Annotated in this window: 10 protein-coding genes; 7 read left to right on the top strand and 3 right to left on the bottom strand. The window is 51.4% G+C overall.

Annotated elements, in window-relative coordinates:
* Together AC5JO6_RS25885 and AC5JO6_RS25880 are read left to right on the top strand one after the other, a co-directional pair.
* Complete coding sequence (locus tag AC5JO6_RS25885; protein WP_496083918.1) at window positions 1-4,215, top strand: Eco57I restriction-modification methylase domain-containing protein; 4,215 nt, start codon at window positions 1-3, stop codon at window positions 4,213-4,215.
* A gap of 371 nt (window positions 4,216-4,586) precedes the next feature.
* Entirely contained in the window at window positions 4,587-5,018 is a 432-nt protein-coding gene (locus tag AC5JO6_RS25880; RefSeq protein ID WP_496083917.1) for a hypothetical protein, read from the top strand.
* Between the two features lie 46 nt (window positions 5,019-5,064).
* Here the strand turns inward: AC5JO6_RS25880 and AC5JO6_RS25875 are convergent, their stop codons facing one another.
* The 3 genes from AC5JO6_RS25875 to AC5JO6_RS25865 form a co-directional block, all read right to left on the bottom strand.
* Window positions 5,065-5,661 carry a hypothetical protein gene (locus tag AC5JO6_RS25875; protein WP_496083916.1) on the bottom strand — a complete coding sequence of 199 codons (597 nt, stop codon included), beginning with the start codon at window positions 5,659-5,661 and terminating at the stop codon, window positions 5,065-5,067.
* A 312-nt stretch (window positions 5,662-5,973) separates the two neighbouring features.
* Window positions 5,974-8,463, bottom strand: coding sequence for a S8 family peptidase (locus AC5JO6_RS25870; protein ID WP_496083915.1), 2,490 nt, complete (start codon window positions 8,461-8,463; stop codon window positions 5,974-5,976).
* Window positions 8,464-8,472: 9 nt separating this feature from the next.
* Window positions 8,473-9,498: an AAA family ATPase gene (locus AC5JO6_RS25865; RefSeq protein ID WP_496083914.1), complete on the bottom strand. Its 1,026-nt coding sequence runs from the start codon at window positions 9,496-9,498 to the stop codon at window positions 8,473-8,475.
* 179 nt (window positions 9,499-9,677) lie between these two features.
* Between AC5JO6_RS25865 and AC5JO6_RS25860 the strand changes: the two genes are divergently transcribed.
* From AC5JO6_RS25860 to drmA, 5 genes are all read left to right on the top strand, one after another.
* Complete coding sequence (locus AC5JO6_RS25860) at window positions 9,678-9,842, top strand: hypothetical protein (protein ID WP_496083913.1); 165 nt, start codon at window positions 9,678-9,680, stop codon at window positions 9,840-9,842.
* Window positions 9,843-9,970: 128 nt separating this feature from the next.
* Complete coding sequence (locus AC5JO6_RS25855) at window positions 9,971-10,555, top strand: ribonuclease III domain-containing protein (RefSeq protein ID WP_496083912.1); 585 nt, start codon at window positions 9,971-9,973, stop codon at window positions 10,553-10,555.
* A gap of 41 nt (window positions 10,556-10,596) precedes the next feature.
* A complete protein-coding gene (locus tag AC5JO6_RS25850) occupies window positions 10,597-13,350 on the top strand; it encodes a DEAD/DEAH box helicase (RefSeq protein ID WP_496083911.1) in 2,754 nt (917 codons plus the stop codon).
* A gap of 210 nt (window positions 13,351-13,560) precedes the next feature.
* Window positions 13,561-15,651: a UvrD-helicase domain-containing protein gene (locus tag AC5JO6_RS25845; RefSeq protein ID WP_496083910.1), complete on the top strand. Its 2,091-nt coding sequence runs from the start codon at window positions 13,561-13,563 to the stop codon at window positions 15,649-15,651.
* Entirely contained in the window at window positions 15,648-19,661 is a 4,014-nt protein-coding gene (drmA, locus tag AC5JO6_RS25840) for a DISARM system helicase DrmA (RefSeq protein WP_496083909.1), read from the top strand. Before AC5JO6_RS25845 ends, drmA begins: the two co-directional genes overlap by 4 nt.
* Window positions 19,662-19,665 lie beyond the last annotated feature (4 nt).

Here is a 19,665-nt window from a genome sequence, read left to right as displayed (position 1 = left end):
ATGTCTACTGCACGTCATCACGCTGAATGGTTGTCGCTGGTTGAAGCATCGGGTCCATTTCTGAGCTTGCCGGTGCTGCTCAAGGCGTTTCCAGCAGGGTTGGATGCCCATGAGCCGGAGCCTTTGAAGCTGTTGCGATCGGCTTACGAAGAATGGCAGGACAGCCAGTTTGGGTTGAAGCCGGAGCCAGCGATCCATCGGGCGTGGGTGGAGTTTGTGCTGAAGCAAACGCTGGAATTGCCGGAGGACGTGTTGCTGAGTGGGCAGCAGATGCCACCGGGGTTGAGCGTGGCCATTGCCGAACAAAACGAAACCCTACGTCCGGATTGGGTGATCGTGAATCCGGCAGGGACAGCGGAGGCGGGGAAGCCTCGGTTACTGGTGCAACTTGTGCCATCAGGGCAGGCTTTAGAGAAGCCGTTAAAGGGATCGCGGTGGGCGGCGAGTCCGGCGACTCGAATGATGGAGTTGCTGCACGCCTGTAATGCGCGGTTGGGACTGGTGACGAATGGCGAACACTGGATGCTGGTGAATGCGCCGAAGGGAGAGACAACGGGGTTTATTTCCTGGTACAGCATCCTGTGGGTAGAGGAGCATCTGACGCTGCGGGCGTTTCGGAGTTTGTTGGTGGCGCGACGGTTCTTTGGGGTCGAGGACTCCCAGACGCTGGAGGCGTTGCTGACCCAGAGCGTGGCGGATCAGCAGGAAGTGACCGACCAGTTGGGCTATCAGGTGCGGCGGGCTGTAGAGGTACTAGTGCAGGCGATCGCTCGTCTCGACCAGGATCAAAATGGAGCTTTGCTGAAAGACATTGCCGAGTCTCAGCTTTATGAGGCGGCTCTGACAGTGATGATGCGGCTGGTGTTTCTCTTTTGTGCGGAGGAGCGGGGGTTGTTGCTGTTGGGCGACCCGATTTATGACCAGCATTATGCGGTGTCTACGTTGCGGGAACAGTTGCGCTCGCACGCCGATTTGCATGGGGAAGAAGTGTTGGAGCGGCGATCGGATGCCTGGTGTCGCTTGTTGGCAACCTTTCGGGCAGTGTATGGCGGCATTTTTCACGATACATTGCAGCTTCCAGCCTATGGCGGCAGTTTGTTTGACCCCGATCGCTTTCCGTTTCTGGAGGGGCGGGGGCAGGGGACGCATTGGCAGGAAACAGGGGCTGATCCGCTGCGGATCAATAACCGGATTGTGTTGCACTTGCTAGAGGCGCTGCAAATCCTGCAAATTCGAGTACCGGGCGGTGGCGTGGAACCGCGTCGGCTGTCGTTTCGGGCGTTGGATATTGAGCAGATCGGGCACGTCTATGAGGGCTTGCTGGATCATACGGCGGTGCGGGCAACCTCGACGGTGTTGGGGCTGGTGGGCACGCGCTATGAGGAACCAGAGGTGGCACTGGCAGAATTAGAGCGGTTCCAGGCGCAAGGTGAAGCGGCGTTGCTGGCGTGGTTGAAGGAGCAGACGGGACGATCGCTCTCTGCGTTGAAGAAAGCCTTGGGTGCGGAGCTTGAGCCACGCGACCAGCAGCGTTTGCGATCGGCTTGCAACAATGACTCGGCACTGCTCGATCGCGTCCTTCCCTTCGCTGGGTTAATTCGGCAGGATACGCTGGGCTACCCGGTGGTGATTCCGGCAGGGGCGGTGTATATGACGGAGGGGGTCGATCGCCGTCAATCTGGGACGCACTACACGCCGCGCAATCTGACGGAGGAGATTGTGCAGTATACGCTGGAGCCGTTGGTGTATGAGGGCGTGGCAGAGGGCAAGCCGAAGGAAGAGTGGCGGTTGCGATCGGCGGCGGCATTGCTGCAACTGAAGATTTGCGATATGGCAATGGGCAGTGGGGCGTTTTTGGTGCAGACCTGTCGCTATCTGGCTGGAAAGCTGGTGGAGGCGTGGCAGCAGGCGGAGGCAGAGCATCCGGGGCAGGTGGTAATTGCGCCAGAGGGCACGCTGTCGGGGGCACGTCCAGAGGAGTGCCCGATTCCGAAGGATGCGGATGAGCGGTTGGCGGTGGCACGGCGGATTGTGGCGGATCGCTGTCTCTACGGAGTCGATAAAAACCCGTTGGCGGTAGAGATGGCGAAACTGTCGCTGTGGTTGGTGACGCTGGCGAAGGGGCGACCGTTTACGTTTGTGGATCATGCGCTGAAGTGGGGCGATTCGCTGCTGGGGATTACCAGACCAGAGCAAATCGAGTTTCTGAAACTGAATCCTGAAAAAGAAGCGGTACAACTGAGAACGGTGTCCGATCGCTGGAAACCCTTTGTGCAACGAGCGATCGCCAAACGGCAAGAGCTAGAAAACTTTAGCGTGTCCGATATTGCCGATATTCAGAAGAAGGAACAGCTCAACCGTGAGGCAGAAGCAGCGATCGCCCATGTGCGGCATGTGGGCGATTTTTTGGTGGCGGAGGCATTGGCGCAGGCGGGCAAAACCTCTGACCTGACGGATGAGGAAATTCAGGTGTTGGCGGAGGTGGTGATTGAGGCGTTGGATGAACCCGATGCGGAGAAGCAGAACCGGGAGATTGCTGCGATTCTGGCAAAGACTGAACGCATGATGAATCTGGGCAATCCAGCCAATCAACCGCTTCGCAAACCGTTTCATTGGCTGTTGGAGTTTCCTGAAGTGTTTTTGCAGGACGATGCACCGAGGGGTTTTTCCGCCATTGTGGGGAATCCACCATTTCAAGGCGGAAAGAAAATAACTGGAGCTGTGGGCACTGACTACCGAACACTCTTAGTGGAATATTTAGCAAAAGGTGCGCGAGGAAATGCCGATCTCTGCGCTTACTTCTTTTTGAATGCCGGGAACCTGATTGCATCCGGCGGCAATCTCGGACTCGTCGCTACCAATACCATCGCCCAAGGCGACACCCGCGAGGTGGGATTGGATCAATTGGTTGCCCAGGGCTACACGATCCCCCGTGCTGTGCCCAGCCGCCCATGGCCGGGAACCGCAGCGCTAGAAGTAGCCTATGTATGGTTGCATAAGGGGGACTGGCAACAGAACTTTGTGTTGAATGAAAACCCTGTAGACGGAATAACAGCATTTTTGACTGCTCCGGGGAAAGCGTTAGGTAGTCCCCATTGCTTATTAAGCAATGAAAATAAGTCTTTTATCGGTTCTTATATTTTAGGAATGGGCTTTGTGCTGGAACCGGAGGAGGCTCAAGCTTTGATAGCTAAAGACCTCAAAAACAAAGATGTTCTGTTTCCTTATCTCAATGGACAGGATTTGAACAGCAATGCTGAACAATCACCAAGCCGTTGGGTAATTAACTTTTTCGATTGGCCTCTGGATGCTGAGCATGATGATCCCAAAAAGCCTAAAGGTGCGCCCTATGCCGCTGATTATCCCGATTGTTTGATGATTGTCGAAGCGAAGGTTAAACCTGAGCGTACACGAAAGAAAGATGATGGAGACTTTGCCCTTAGAACTCCACTCCCCCAAAAATGGTGGATTTATGCAGATAAAAGACCAGCACTTTATGAGGCGATTTCAGAATGCGATCTGGTTTTGGTAGCAGCTAGAGTGAGTAAGTTGCTTATGTTTGCACTTGTACCAAAATTGCAGGTTTACAGTGAACAGTTAGTTGTGTTGGCAATTGCAAATAATGCTAGTTTTGCTCTTGCTCAATCATCGATTTATGTTTTCTGGGCTTGGGAATATTGCTCAACAATGAGAGATGCCGGAATTCGCTTTTCTCCGACTGATGGCTTTGAAAATTTTCCCTTCCCCACACCCGATCCTTCAGATCTCAGCATCCAATTCCCAACTCTCAACACGATCGGCGAAACCTACTACACCCATCGTCAGGCAGTCATGCGCGATCGGCAGGAAGGGCTGACCAAAACTTACAACCGCTTCCATGATGCCAACGAGACGGCAAGTGATATTCAGACATTGCGAGAGTTGCATGTTGAGATGGATCAGGCAGTAGCCGCTGCCTACGGTTGGCAAGACCTCGCCTTAGAGCACGGTTTTCATCAGACCAAACAGGGCGATCGCTTCACCATCAGCGAAGTGGCAAGACGGGAAGTGCTCGATCGGCTCTTGGAGTTAAACCATCAACGCTACGCCGAAGAAGTCGCCCAGGGTATGCACGATAAGAAGAAGGCAAAAGGGAAAGGGCAGAAGGCAAAGGGTAAAACCAGTAGCAAGCAAGAAGATGCTCAAGCTGACGATGGGCAGATGTCTTTGTTGTAGATTCGGTCTGTGACAGTGATTTCAGCGCTCGTAGATTCGGTCACTCACACGTAGATACTCTAAGAACTTCTCAATGCACTGCATCCCTCTACAACTCTACAACTCATATCTACCGCAATTTTATCTAAAGAATTATGAGCTAAAAAAGTAGACACTGTAGTTCTTATGTACTATATTCAAAAAGCAGGTTGCTCTATAGTGTTCAGCAAGGACTGCTAACTGTGCTTTGCTGAACTGTAATTCTTTCCAATTCAAACTTTCTAACAGTTCTTCTTCTTTCTACACAGTCAAATCTTGAGTTAGACCAACAGATTGTCCGGACTCAAGGTGAGCTTTTCGTATAGAAAAGAAAAGGCTTTGAGGAAAGTTTTATGCACGACTTGTCTAGTATCAGAAGCAAATTGAAATATATGCACCATCCAACCTTGCCATCCCTTCAAGATATCGAGAGACAGATGCAACCACATGTTGCTGATGTTGCAGAAGTTTTGCGCTTGTATACCGATGCAGTAGACAAGTATTACGAAATGAATAAGCCCTTCACCAGTAAAGATCCAGCTAAAGATCTCACCAGTTTTATCGAACTGGTTGGATTTTCTACAATTACTGGCAGTTACTACTTGCTAGAAAAATGGTGCATTCACAATTTGCAAGTGAGTAATCTAGCAAAACCATTGGCTTACTATGCGTCAAAGATAGAACAATTGGCGAAGAGTCCTACTGACTTTAAGTTAGAAGCTGGAGCTAAGCCTTACGCAGAGCACCTTGCTAAGCGTCTTAAGTCGCTAGTTTCAGTCGCTTAAAACGACAGTTTATTCTAACTCACCCTGTTAACGTCCTAGCATCAGCTTAAGCGTCTGTCTCCATAAGTTTTTCGGCTATGTCGGCAGCATTTTCAACAGTTTTAATGCCGGCATCAATTCGACTTGCAACGTCAGATGTAGAATCGATCTTGTGACGTATATCCTCGGCGAGTGTTGTCAGTTGATGGATGACAACACTCGCTTTATCACTACTCATTTGACCACCACTAGAATAGTGATTAATGCGTTCTTTTATTTCCTCAATTCTGTGATCAACGTCAAACAAGTAGCTGTTGGTATTAGAAACTAACCTTGTGTAATCCTTTCTCAAATCCTCTGCTTTTAGCTGCCACTCGTTTCTCTCTCGTTTAATCTTCCCGAGCCGCGATATACTTGATTTCGTCCAATAGCTGAACACTAAATATATTAGCAATACTATAAGAATCGTTGCGAACCATACAAGTACTCGTGCTTCTTGTGGTACTAGCGGAATCACTACAATTAAGAGCGCAAGTATTCCAACCAGTAAAGCGCCAATTAACTTTTCTCCGGGGCCTAATTCTTTAATGAAGTTCCCTAAACCATTGAGGTAACTTGCACTAGTTTCAGATGGCTTGTTATTTTCCAGTGGTTCAGTGGTCATGCTTTCTACCCTAATCTATTCTCTTTACATAAGTTAAGCTAAGAACACCCTGAGCACACAGTATCAATACCAGCTACTCGAAAAGCTAACTAGATACACATTTTGCACAAGCTTAGCCCTAAGGACAGTACTTTGTCTCCTCTTCCAAGATTGTTACAGTCAGTAGGCATGCAGAGGAGTTTAAAGCTGCCTAGGTATCATGCTTTGCCCTGCTGATATTCTTATACACTCCGTTCTGAGTACTGAATAATGGCTTCAAAAATTTTCACTTAAAACGTCAAACCTCACAATAAAGCCAATTTGGGGCGATCCCTATGCCTTGAGGCGAATACGAGTAGCCTTCAAAATGACTCGATTTTGCAATGCTTGGTAAAGCTCAATCTGCTCTGACTCATGCCAAAGCACAATCACCAAGCCATACCTTTGCAAGGAGTCATCCGCTGGAAAACGTTGCTGGCACCGCACTACAAAATGAAGAACAGATTCAGATTCGCCGTTAGGAACCGATAATGATGGTCTCCTTTGCCAAGTCTTGCTGCGAACCTGAAGCGTTGACCACTGGAGCTTACTCTTTGTTGGGCGCATGTCTATTTCTGCACCAGTGGGTAACGAAGATTCATCCTGTTCTTCCTGCCTTGCTCGGTAAAGCTCTACCTCCTCAGTAGTCAAACCCTGAAGCACTTCGACCAACATCGTGCGTGCCAAATACTCTCGACGACTAGCACGTACTGGCGGATCATACGCTAGAGCAACACTGATTCCTCGTTTACCCCGCGTAGCCAGAAAAATCTCAGGAACTTCAATTCGGTAAACGTGCAGTTTATTGTCTTCGATCGCATCCTCAGCAATGAGCCTTACCCGATTTTTGCGAGACCAAATTAAGTCTTCAGTTGAACAAACACCATAGCCAACCAGACGCAAAATATCGTTCTCGTCACCTAGCCATCCCTCTGGGCAAGACGGTAAGGTTGCTGCACTAGCGACTAAGGCACGGATTAAATTAGCTGAGGGCGTTCGTCCCAGAGAAGATTGAAGGCTTGCCATTGCGATCGCGGCTGCATGAGCACCATGAGGGGCCGCAAACGAAGTACCGACACTTGTCCCAATAAAGCGTCCATTTTGTCCTAAACAAAGCGTTGGTTCCCCCAAGTTCAGGTGAACTCTTGTCCATCTTGGATCGCCTCCAGCAATCGTTTGCAGTGCATAGTTGCCTCCGTAATCTACTAAATCTGGTTTGACTGGCGGAGAACTGGAATTAGACGCATAGCCAGGTCCAACACGAGTAAACGGAGGCGGGGCAGCCAGTGGTGCAGCTGCAAAAGCATCGCGCAACCTGACTCCACCTTCCGAATCATCCCGCCCAAGTGCATCTGAACTTGCGATCGCTCCTACTGTCAGAGCTAATGCTGCCGTTGCAGGGTTGCAAAGCCGTTGTTCTACATCATTTAGAAGGCGATCGCGCACCGCTTCCTGAAATTGCTCACGAGTCAGCGCATCTTCTGGAATAGGAGGATTGCGGCGATTTCCAGAAGAGACAACAATCACAATATCGAGTTCTCTTGCTAACTCATCTAATTTCTCTGCCCACGCAAACTGTCGTCCATCTGCATAGACCTCGTATTCCGTGCCCAATGAAAGGTTAAATATCTTGCACTGTCGCTCTTGAACGAAATAGCGAATCGCTTCTTCAGTAATTGCTTCAACACGCCGCTCATCGGGAAAAACTGGACAATTGAACTCATCGTTCCGCAAGACCTTGGCACTACAAATCCTGACCCTTGGCTCCCAGATTTGCGTTTCCAAACACTCCGCAATACTGCCATAGACTACCAATCCAGCAACCGCTGTACCATGACCATTTAGGTCTGTTGGGGTTTCTTCACCTGTACCAAAATCATGCTCTTCAATGACCCAATTAATTAGAAACGGATGCCCAGACAGGACACCACTATCAACCACACAAACCATTGGATCATCTTCAGTGGGCAGAGGCAGATTTGGTGGAGAAACTGTATTTAGAATCTCCGTATAAGCAGGTGACAGGCGCGGAGGCAAGTCTACCCGTGCGACAAGATCTAGATCGAGCAATGCCTCAGCTAGCTCTCGATTCGCTCGAATCTTCGCCAACAACAGACTTGAGGTACGCACCTCCTCAAGCACGCTACCGTTTAAGTTACGGCAAAGCGTCCGAACCTGATTTCTTAACTCCTGAGTTTCCTCGTTACTGGGAGGATGCCAAAAATCAACGTCAAGATAAAACGGCTCTTGTTCAGGAAATCCTTCTTGCCGTAAGCGAATACCAGTGCGCTCATCACGAGAGGGCTGGCGGGCCGGCAGTTGCAGTGCATCAAAAAAATTCCGCCTCATCCCTGGCGGTAACGTTACACTCTTTTCTGATTCGGTTGAGTAAAGTCGCAGATCATCAAGAAAGAGTTGACGCGATGTTTCTGTTGGAAACTGAATGAGAAAACGGTAGTTCTCATCCTCTCCATCTTTCGCAGAATACTCCTCAACTATCCAAGCTTGATAACGCTCAATAATTTCCCGTAGATCAAGGTTGACGCTATTAAACTCCAGCACGAAGAGACGACTGGGATCAATACCAACCCGCATTCGAGTAGCAGCAACTTGCTCATTTGCCTCAACAAACCCGACATTAACCTCCTGAGCATGGGTTACGCGATCGCTTGGAGTTGGAGGTCTACGAGGGGTAAAGCCACGAGTTCTGCGATTGGGTTGTAGATCGGGTACTCGTTCAAACCGTATATGAGAGAATTCGCCCTGGCCCGGCTCAATAGGCATTGCGACTAATTACTCCTTATCAATCGTTGGCATAGCCCCTGTCATTGAGTGGTCGAGAATGTTCCGTCGATAGGCATAACGGGAGAGCGCATCTGCGACATCCTGGTTGTGGACTTTGCGTATTCCCTGCATGGCGCAAGATTTACGAATATCGAGACACGTTCGCTCCGCGTCTGCGTAGGTTGCCCCACTGAGACCATCAGTTAACTCATTGATATGAGTATTATCAAACTGTAAAGGTTGTAACCGCTTTTTGATCAGAAGCTTAAGCTGCTCTGAAGACGGTTTTTCAAAGCGAATGATGTCATCAAATCGCCGCCATACAGCCGGGTCAATAGCCTGCTCAAAATTCGTTGCCGCTATGACGAGAGACCTCCCTCCAAAGTTGTCTAGGATTTGCAGAAAGGAGTTAACGACTCGTTTAATCTCACCATGCTCGGTCGGATCATCACGAGATCGCCCAATGGCATCAAATTCGTCAAAGAACATGACCCACTGTCCACGTTGGGCATAGTCAAACACTTTTCTCAGATTTGTAGCCGTTTCACCCAGTAGAGACGATACGACTGAATCAAAGCGCACATATAGCATTGGTAACCCAAGCTCTGAAGCGATCGCCTCGGCGGTTGCTGTTTTACCACACCCCGATGGTCCACAGAATAGAATACGCTGTGTGGGCTTTAAGCCATTTGCCTCCAAAATCTCCCAAGAGCGAAATTCCTCTACCAAGTGGTCAATTGCTTTGCGAATCGGCAATTCTAAAACTAGCTCTTCCAAGTAACGCTCTGGATTCCTTACCTCAAGCAGGGGAATTCCTTTATCGGAATCTTGGGGAGGGCGCTCAAGAGCATGAAGACCATTTGAACCGTTTACAGCCGAACCATTATTCAGAAGTTGCTCTAGCTCATTAGCCAGTACAGGGTGGTGCTTCTTCCGCTCCTCCTCAATAATTTGAGCCACAGTTTCTCGAAAGGCGAGATCGTCGCCCTTCTTGTGACTCAGAATCAATTTTTTGAGGACATCGGCTCTAGTCATGACCTACGATAATTAGCACACACCTTATACAAGCAGCAAATAAATAGCTTTTATTTATAGTTCAATTGTACTATCTACCAAGGCAGCGATCTCTCCTTCAGCAGCATACCCATGAACATTGTCAACTATTTGCTGGACATCCTAATAGCTGGCCAATAAATTAACGTGCTAAGTCTTTGATGCTAGTACGGATACCCTTTGAAGTCATCCATCAACCTACCTTCGGCAATCAACCCGTTGCCATCTTCAAGGAGCAAGCCATCCAGATTTTGGAGAAAACCAAGATTTTGCAAAATGACTCAAAACCCCACAGTAGTCTGAAGAAAAAACTGCTGTACGGTTAACCAAACTCTTTTTTTTGGTAATTGCTGCACTGCTGATTGTAGCTCTGTGTATCTAAAGCTACCCAGTAGATCAGGCTTAGCCTCGCAGTATAACGATGAGCATTGACATAGAAGCAGTTAAACGAGCAATGGGTCTTCCAAAGATCGAACAATGTGCAATCTTTGAAAATGCTTTATTGCACCCGTCATATATCTACGAAACAAACTTGCCAAGGCAAGTGCAGGACCTTAAAGAGAAAGAATACAGACGCTTGGCGCATCTTGGCGATGCTGTCATTGGTGCGATCGTGACCGATCACCTTTATAGTTCGTACCCTGACCTTAACCAGGGCGAGCTCACAGAGGTAAAACAGTGTCTTGTCGATAAAACTCAACTTGCCGAACTTGCTGATGAACTGAACCTCCATCAGCTTTGCAAACTTGGCAAAAGCCAACAAGGGCAAACACCAGAAACGCAGGTAAGGCTATTTGCTGAAATGTTTGAGGCAGTCTTTGGCGCACTTTATTTAGAGTTCGATCGTGACTTCGCGCGATCGCGCCATTGGCTAGTTGAACGGATTAGAGAAATTGCTGCGGACTTACTTGAGGATGAGGAAGATGATGAGTACGACGAAGCAGCGTTTAGCCATCAGGTAACGACCCGTCAGTATCTGGATATGATTGGCCTGTATGATTTTCCCGACATGTGGGCACCCGGTGATGACGACTATTAAGACTAGCCAGACGGCATTGCCTCTTCACTGAATGGTTAAGTTTGCGCCAGCCAGAAGTGGGCATGCTAGAAGGTGGCACTCAACAGGTATGGTTAATGGCTCGAAAATACCGTTTCTCTTGGGACGCGTTTGGTGAAGGGACGGTAAAAGCGATCGCCCATGCAAATGGCTACTCCTCTCATCTGGAGTCCGATCCACGAACCTGGCTGACCAATAAATATAGCCGCCCGGATGAATACTTCGTTGAGCGCATGAAGTCAACGTTAGAACAATGCTGGCTACCCGACTATGAGGGAACTCCTCAGCTTGTGGAGCAGTTAATTGACGCAGGCATCGGTCCACTTGGCAATCCCAAAACTCCAATGGATTGTGTTGCTTACGTTAGAAAATGTCGTAACTCCAAAACAGTGCGGCTGCGACTGTTGGAAGCCATGCTGCGCTACGGTGACCAGGATCGCCAACCGGATGATCCGCTTCTGTTTCCTACCGATGGCTCTGTGCCTCGGTTTGCCATTCTCGATCCGACGAAACAGCCTGTAGATTGCCGTCAGCCCTACGATTATCAAATCGAAGCTTGGGACAAACTATCGGTTCATTTCGCAGAGTCTGAAGTGACCAAAGTTTTTCAGGGTCTTTTGGTCATGCCTACGGGGTCAGGGAAAACCTTTACCAGCGCCCGTTGGTTGATGCAGAACGTGATTAATCGTGGCTATCGTTTAATCTGGCTGGCGCATCGGCATGAATTGCTAGAGCAAGCAGCACGAGAGTTTCACAATTTGGCGAGCTTCGCAACCCAACTCGAAAAGGTGAGAGTTCGGATTATTTCCGGCATTCACTGCTCGACCACCCAAATTGATCCGGCAGACCACATCCTGATTGCCTCAGTCAGCAGCCTTGCCCGTCGCCCTGACCTGATTGATCAAATTCTTGCTGACCCAAAGAGCTTTCTGGTCATCGACGAAGCGCATCACTCCACAGCAAAAAGCTACCAGGCTCTGATTAACCGACTTGGAACAATTGATCGTCGCCGTATTTTGGGCATCACTGCCACACCCACGCGCACAGCAGAAACTGAGCGAGGCACCCTTGCCAAACTCTTTGGCAACCGGATTCTTCACGACGTACCCATCACAACCCTGATTGAACGCCAGTTTCTGGCTCGTCCCTTACCGGTGCGGGTCGCAACGGAGGCTGATGTGGAGGCAGGAGTCACGTCGCAAGATGAGCAATTTCTCGCTCAATTCCATGACTTGAGTGAAGCTTGGCTCCAGCGCATTGGTCACCTGGAAGAACGGAACCGCCTCATTGTCGATCACTACCTGCAAAACCACGAGAAATATGGCAAGACCTTAATTTTCGCCATTGATGTGTCCCATGCCGCACTCCTGACGGAACGGTTGCAAGCCAAGGGTATCAAAGCAGACTATGTTGCTAGCTATCGGCTTGACGGGGAACCGACCAACAATCAGGAAAGGATGCATCGTTTCCGTGACAAAGATGGTGAAGACGCGATCGAGGTACTGGTGAATGTCCAGATTCTCACTGAAGGTGTTGATATTCCTGGCATCCAAACCGTCTTTTTGACTCGTCCAACGGTCAGTGAAATTTTGATGCGCCAGATGATTGGACGTGCATTGAGAGGTGAGAAAGCTGGCGGCACGAAGGATGCTTACATTGTCTCGTTTGAAGACCACTGGGAACGCTTCCGCGAATGGCAACGCCCACTGGCGCTAGTTCCAGATATTGTGCCTCCAGAGCCTGATGCTGAAAAATCTACAAAAGTGGTGCCGCCAACATTGGTTTCGATGCTGCCTTGGGATTTAATTCGAGCAGCAGCGGCTCAAGTGGCAACGCAAGGGCGGGGTTTTGAGGCAGATGTCTTTGAAGCAATTCCACATGGTTGGTACCTGCTCTCCCGCGACCAGGATGGTGAAGATGTTTATCAAGTGATTGCCGTTTACGAGCACCAACATTCATCCTGGGAAGCACTGCTGAAGTATCTATGGACACTGCCTCAAGCGGCGCTTGAAACGATGCCAGCAGACACTGCCTTTGATGAATTCTTTTGGGATTCTGATTATCCCCTCCCCTCGCAACATGACGTGCAAAAGGTCATCGCACATCGGCTGGCAGGTGGAGACTACCCAGAGTATAACGACCTCGCCGAGCGCGAAGCGTGCGATCCTTACCGCCTTGCAAACCAGATTTTTGAAGCCGACTTAGGAGCCAAAGCGCAGAATACTTTAACTGAGGACCGCTATACCGCTTTAGCTCAAGCGATTTACCCTTCGCTTCGAGACTTTCGAGCCGCGATCGAGGATGCTCTCTACGAAAGGCAACATCCAGACGCTAGCACTCGCGCTCAGCGTGCAGTGCCAATTTTCCACCCCAGACCCGAAGAAACACTACAACCAGGACCGCACCACAATTTAGATCATCTCATGATCAAAGTGCTGGAGTTGGCTTCCGGCTTGCTAGGGATCGATCAGCCACTGACGCAACGGCACTCTGTGGTGTGGACAAAGCGCTTAGTGAAAGGTTGGTATGGACAGGCTTACTGGGAACCCGGTCAGCCTCATGGGCAAGGTAAAATCCGGCTTAATCGCCTGCTTGATAGTCCTGATGTCAGTGAAGACGTGATTCAATACCTGCTCTGGCATGAGTACTTGCACCTCTATCTGCAACAGGGACACACCCAGACTTTTCGAGAGTACGAGCGTCGGTGGGCAACCTATCAAGAGTGCGATCGCTTTCTAGACAATCTGAATGAGCGCTTTGGCGTTCAGTTTTGGTAAAGAGCCGACTTAAACGAGCCACTCCTGAGACGTAGTGACGATTCACTGTGGAATGGCTTTACTAGAGAAGGGCAGTCTCAAAGCATGGGCGGAATCATCTTTGGAAGGATGTTGTGGCTGAACAAAAGAAGCTCAGAAGCCTCACAGACGACTGTTCATCTTTGAGAGCTTGATTCAGCGCGACAAACTTCCCCAACACCGTCTTCATTTATGCCCTTCGAGATCATCCACAAGCCTACTTTTACCAACCAACTGCTCGCCATTCCCAAGGAGCGAGTCATGCAGATTTTGGAAAAGATTGAGGTCTTGCGGGATGACCCCAAGCCCCACGGCAGTCTGAAGAAAAAACTGCATGGGTACAAAGGCGACATCTACCGCCTGCGTTCTGGCGATTTTCGCATCATCTACACCTACAGCGACGGTTGGGTGGCGCTCTTGGGGGTAGATGCCCGCAAGGATGTTTATAAAGGCGACAAATTGGTCGCGGAAGAGACTGAGGTTGATATCACCGCCCTTGCCAGGCTGGATAATCTGTTGACCCCAGAGCCGCCGCAGTCGCCTGAGCCCAAACCGTCTCAAGCCGAAGCTCTTTTACCCGTTGAGTTAACGGCAGTGCTACTTGAACGCCTACTCATTCCCAAAACCTGTTTCCCAGCACTGCTGACCTGCCGTACTTTCGATGACTTGTTAGAAGCCGATGTTGATGGTACTGTCCGCGATCGCCTTTTCGATTGCATTACAGCCCCAAATTTTGATCAAGTCCTCAATCAACCCAGTTTTGTCACGGGTAGCCCTGATGCACTGCTGCGTTTCAAAGAAGGGAATTTACTCGGCTTCCTGCTCAAGCTGAACCCTGAGCAAGAGAAATTTGTCACCTGGGCAAGCAATGCTACGGGTCCTACCTTGCTCAAAGGCGGTCCCGGTACAGGCAAAAGCACGGTGGCGCTTTACCGTACCCGCGAAATCCTGCAACAACTTCGAGCCAACGGTGTCAACCAGCCCCGGATTCTCTTTACCACCTACACGAACGCCCTTGTTACCTTCTCAGAGCAACTGCTGCAAGAGCTTTTGGGTCAAGACGCTCAGTTCGTGGCGGTGAAGACGGCCGATGCCTTGATCTACTCGTTGGTCTGTCACGCCACAGGAGCACCGAACCTTGCTGCCACCAAAGACCTGCTGAAGCTGGTGCAACAAGCCGTACCGCAGGCGATCGCAGCCTTAGAGGGCAATGCGTTGCAGCAGCAGGCACAACGGTTGATTCTGCAACGCCTGCAACCGGCATATCTGCTAGAAGAACTGACCGAGATGATTGATGCGAGAGGCATCGAAACGCTAGACGCTTACCGCGCCACCCCTCGCACCGGGCGCAGCCTGCCACTCAACAAAGTGCAGCGGCAGGCCATCTGGCAACTACGGCAGCACTGCGATCGTCTCCTGGCAGACCAGGGTATGGAAACCTGGGCACAGCTACGCAAGCGTGCATTAGCTTTACTGCAAGACGCGCCAGAGCCACTGCTATATGATGCGGTCATCATCGATGAAGCGCAGGACTTAAGTCCGACCGTGCTACGGTGCCTGATCCAACTGTGCAAGGCACCGAATCGCCTCTTCGTTACCGCCGATGCCAACCAGTCCATCTACGGTAGCAGTTTCCGCTGGAGTGAAATCCATGAGTCCCTCAAGTTTGTGGGGCGCACAGGCATCCTCAAAGTGAACCACCGCACCACCCAAGAAATTGGCGAAGCGGCCATTGCCTACCTGCAAGAAGGCATGCTGGATGAAGACGACAAGGAACAGCTCTATGTCCATACAGGACCACCGCCAGCGGTACGTGCCATCCCCGATCGCGCCTCTGAAGGCAGTCTGCTGGCTCAGTTCTGCCGTACCGCCGCCCATGAATTTCGTTTAGGGTTGGGAGCCTGTGCAATCCTGGTGCCAACTGAAAAAGCTGGTAAAAACATCACAGGACAACTAAACTATCTGAGCCTCGACGCGCGGTTTATGACGAGCAAAGACCTGGATCTTAACTACAAAGGAGTGAAGGTGTTACCACTCAAAGCGGCAAAGGGCTTGGAATTTCCGATCGTGGCGATCGCAGGCTTTTTAGAAGGTGCCTACCCGACGATCGCCAAAGGCACTGCGCCAGAGGCAGTCGCGGAAATAACAACCCGTGAGCGGCGCACGCTTTATGTGGCGATGACAAGAGCCATGCGTGCCCTGCTCGTGCTGGTGCCTGTCAAGCAGCCACCACTGCTGCTCCAAACGTTTGATCCGCGTCTCTGGAATCTTGGCAACGCATGAACATTATCAAACTCCCAGCCATACTTCCAGGTACTTTAGACCTGGCAGCGGTCAACCAACAGTTGCGTGAGCGCACGGCACAACTGGACTGGAGTGCTGTCGTTTTGGCCCCTGAGCCGCAGCTCGCGGTGCTGCTGGCAGGGCTGGATCTGTCCGATGATGCGGATGTACTCGACTGCGAAGACAGCACTCTATCAGACACGATCGCCAAGAAGGTGGTGCAGGCGCTGCAAGCCGCACCGAAACAGACCAAAAGAGTGAAAGCAGCAGCAGTCTCTGCTAAAGTAGCGCCTACGGTTTGGCAGCAACCCAGTCTGGTCGAACCTCAATTTGTGGCAAAGACCCAGGAAGGGGGTGCAGGACAAGGCAAGTTGATCGAGATGCAATTTGTGCCCGTGAACACTCAGGAAGCCCAGCAAACCGCTGCTGAGGCTGTTGGTAGCCAAGAACAACCGCTACCGTCCGATCCTCCACCCATCCTGAAGCCACCCTCTCACTATCAAATCCGAGCCGAGTTAGAACAGGCAGTACTAGCAGATTTATTGGGTCCGGCGGGCGGCGAATATGAAGAAGTAGATGAGGCACGCGTTAGCGATCGCTACCTGGTTGGTTTATTGGCTCCCCTCCACCGACGCAATCGTTCGGCTCCAACCAATGAGCAGGCAGAGCCAACAGACGCACTCGCTACCGCCCAAACTGGCACTGTGGATGAGGGCACCGAACAGCTGGATGAATTGGCTGTGGGTGGCACGGGAACGATCGACGACGGCACTACCGAAACGACCAATCCAGTCAGCGAAACCATGTTCCCCTCTTCGCTGGGCTTGAGCTTTTGTGTGAGCGGTACGGCTCAAGCCATCACCATCAAAGCGGGCTGGGGACAATACGAGCGTGCCAAAAGTGAAGCGTTAGAAACGCCCACTGGCACACCGAAAAAAGTTTGGCGTAGATATCCTGTCGTGGGGCAATCCCCACCGATACCGCTGCAAGCGGGTGGCATTGCACCCTGGCGCATTGACCCAGATCGCGAGGTTTATGTGCGCGGGCAAATCCGTGCCTGTGACGATGACTGGATTATCAGTTTGTTCCTGGTCAACGAACAGCGAGAACCAGAGCGTTCCCCCGATCAGGCATGGCTCTTTCAGCCTGAATTGAGTGTAGAAGCCGCAGACTCAAACCAGCGCGATATTTTCATCCGCAAAGCGCCGCAACGCTCGCTGGGCAAGCTCGATCCGGTGCAGTACGCCGAAGAACAGGCAATGGCCATGCTCTATCGGCATCAGGTTGAATTTGTTGTAGGACTCGGGACGGGTGTTCATGCGGAGTTGGCAGACGGCAGCACCGATCGCGCCGTGCGGCTATGCACACGGGTTGTGCCTACTTACGAAGTCCCTAAAACGGATGCGCCCACACTCGACGAGATCCCTGGATTAGCAGGACTCGTTTTGGACATGCAGGTGTTAGCCGAGGCTCCCTCGATCGCACTGCTGGAGCAACTGAAGCCCCTGGTCACGGCTTATGCCGCCTGGATTATTGAGCAGGCGGCTCGTGTCACTGACGCCAGTGCCCAACTGCAAGGCTATGAGACGATCGCCAACGACACGTTGGCAAACTGTACCCGCACCTTAGAGCGCATTCAGGCCGGGCTAACGTTATTGCAAGCGGACCCACAAGCCCTGGAAGCATTTCAGTTCGCCAACCGGGCGATGTGGCAGCAACGGGTGCATTCACTCTTTGCCGAGCAGAAGCGACGGGGCGAGGAGGTTGAACTAGACACTGTTGATGTACCAAAAAACCGCTCCTGGCGGCCGTTCCAGCTTGCCTTTATTCTGCTGAACTTACCCAGCATTACTGACTTACACCACCCCGATCGCAGCCACGAAACCGAAGCGATCGCCGATCTGCTCTGGTTCCCCACCGGGGGCGGTAAGACAGAAGCTTATTTAGGGCTGACCGCTTACATGATCGGGCTACGACGCTTACAAGGGACGATCGCCGGACGGTCTGGAGACGCGGGTGTGGCGGTGTTAATGCGCTACACCCTACGCTTGCTAACGTTGCAGCAATTCCAGCGAGCCACAGCTTTGATTTGTGCTTGTGAAGTGATCCGTCGAGAAGACACGGCCAAATGGGGCAATGAGCCATTTCGGATTGGCTTATGGGTCGGTCAGAAAACGACTCCTAATCGCACAGAGCAAAGCGAAGAATTCCTCAAGCAAAAGCTGGGGCAATATCAGCCGACCAGCAGTGGTTCTCCCCACCAACTCACGAATTGTCCCTGGTGCGGCACTAAAATCGACCCTGGTAAGCAACACATCAAGGTGGAGTCCTTTGCTAAAGGACAGGCGCGTACCTTGATTTACTGCGGTGATGCCCTCGGTCGCTGTCTGTTTACCCAGAAACAAGCCCCGACCGAAGGCTTGCCGATTGTAGTGGTGGACGAAGAAATCTACCGTCGTCTACCGACGCTGCTGATTGCGACCGTCGATAAGTTTGCCCAGATGCCCTGGAATGGGGCCGTGCAAATGTTATTTGGACAGGTCGACGGCTACTGTCAACGACATGGGTTTGTCTCGCCTGAAATTGAGGATTCGCCGAGCCATCCTGCCAAGTATGGTCAGCCGCTGGCTAAAACCCTCCCTTCCAATCCCTTGCGTCCCCCGGATCTGATTATTCAGGACGAATTGCACCTGATCAGTGGTCCTCTGGGAACGCTGGTGGGTCTCTATGAAACGGCAGTAGACAAACTCTGTTCCTGGACGGTGGATGGTAAAACCGTCCGTCCTAAGGTGATCGCTTCCACAGCAACCATTCGGCAAGCCCGCGACCAGATCCATCATCTCTTCCTGCGCCAGGTGCAGGTCTTTCCACCGCAAGGGTTAGATGTCACCGATAACTTCTTCTCCCTCCAGCGCGAGCCAGGTGAAGACTATCCGGGACGACGCTATTTAGGTATCTGTGCCACAGGGCGCAGGCTTAAAGCCGCCTTGATTCGGGTCTACACAGCCGTGCTGGCTGCCTCACAGGCACTTTACGGCAAATATGGTGAAGCGGCTGACCCCTGGATGACGTTGGTGGGCTACTTTAATTCCATGCGGGAACTCGGTGGTACACGCCGCCTGGTCGATGACGACATTCAGTCACGCCTGGGCAAGATGGATCAACGCGGACTGGCCAAGCGATCGCGCCTGGAAGTGAAAGAACTGACCTCTCGGGTTGCCTCCACCGATATCCCCGTTGTCCTGGATGCGCTGGAAGTGCCCTTTAGTCCCCATCGCGAGAAGAAAGCAGACACACGCAAACCTATTGATGTGCTGCTGGCAACTAACATGATTTCGGTGGGTGTGGATGTGCGGCGGTTAGGTGTCATGGTGGTGACAGGGCAGCCGAAAACAACAGCAGAGTATATTCAGGCCACGTCTCGTGTGGGACGTACGTTTCCGGGTCTTGTCTTCACCGTTTACAACTGGGCACGACCACGGGATTTATCCCACTATGAGCAGTTTGAACACTATCACACGACCTTCTACAAACACGTCGAAGCGCTGTCTGTCACGCCCTTTGCGCCTCGCGCCATTGATCGCGGGCTAGCAGCCTTGTTTGTCTCCCTGGTACGGTTGCAGGGCATCGAACTCAATCAGAATGAAAAAGCGGGGCGTATCGATCGCAATCATCCGTATGTTCAAGCCGCCATCGACACGATCGTGACGCGTGCCGCCAATGTCGATGGTCTGAAAACCAGGGATTTGGTCAGGCAGGCCTTAGAAGCAAAACTGGACTACTGGCTGGAGCAGTCAGACAACTTGCTGGGTGGAGCCGTGCTAGGCTACAAACCCAAAAAGGACGGCATCACGACGGGCTTATTGGCGCAACCGGGGCAGGGAGACTGGCAACCCTTCACCTGCTTGAATTCACTGCGTAATGTGGAGCCGACGATTGGGCTCATTTTGGACGATCGCATTCCAGAGGATGATTTCCGCGCCCCTCAGCCCATGCCCAGTTCGACCTGATTGA

This window comes from Tildeniella sp., from assembly GCF_059505325.1.
The sequence above is the reverse complement of the archived record's forward strand: the minus strand, read 5'-3'. Positions and strand labels throughout refer to the sequence as shown.

Excerpts from the sequence above, each read along its gene's own strand:
- AC5JO6_RS25870 (WP_496083915.1), bottom strand. The coding sequence starts at position 8,463 with ATGCCTATTGAGCCGGGCCAGGGCGAATTCTCTCATATACGGTTTGAA.
- AC5JO6_RS25880 (WP_496083917.1), top strand. The coding sequence starts at position 4,587 with ATGCACGACTTGTCTAGTATCAGAAGCAAATTGAAATATATGCACCAT.
- AC5JO6_RS25885 (WP_496083918.1), top strand. The coding sequence starts at position 1 with ATGTCTACTGCACGTCATCACGCTGAATGGTTGTCGCTGGTTGAAGCA.
- AC5JO6_RS25860 (WP_496083913.1), top strand. The coding sequence starts at position 9,678 with ATGCTAGTACGGATACCCTTTGAAGTCATCCATCAACCTACCTTCGGC.
- drmA (WP_496083909.1), top strand. The coding sequence starts at position 15,648 with ATGAACATTATCAAACTCCCAGCCATACTTCCAGGTACTTTAGACCTG.
- AC5JO6_RS25875 (WP_496083916.1), bottom strand. The coding sequence starts at position 5,661 with ATGACCACTGAACCACTGGAAAATAACAAGCCATCTGAAACTAGTGCA.
- AC5JO6_RS25865 (WP_496083914.1), bottom strand. The coding sequence starts at position 9,498 with ATGACTAGAGCCGATGTCCTCAAAAAATTGATTCTGAGTCACAAGAAG.
- AC5JO6_RS25845 (WP_496083910.1), top strand. The coding sequence starts at position 13,561 with ATGCCCTTCGAGATCATCCACAAGCCTACTTTTACCAACCAACTGCTC.
- AC5JO6_RS25855 (WP_496083912.1), top strand. The coding sequence starts at position 9,971 with ATGGGTCTTCCAAAGATCGAACAATGTGCAATCTTTGAAAATGCTTTA.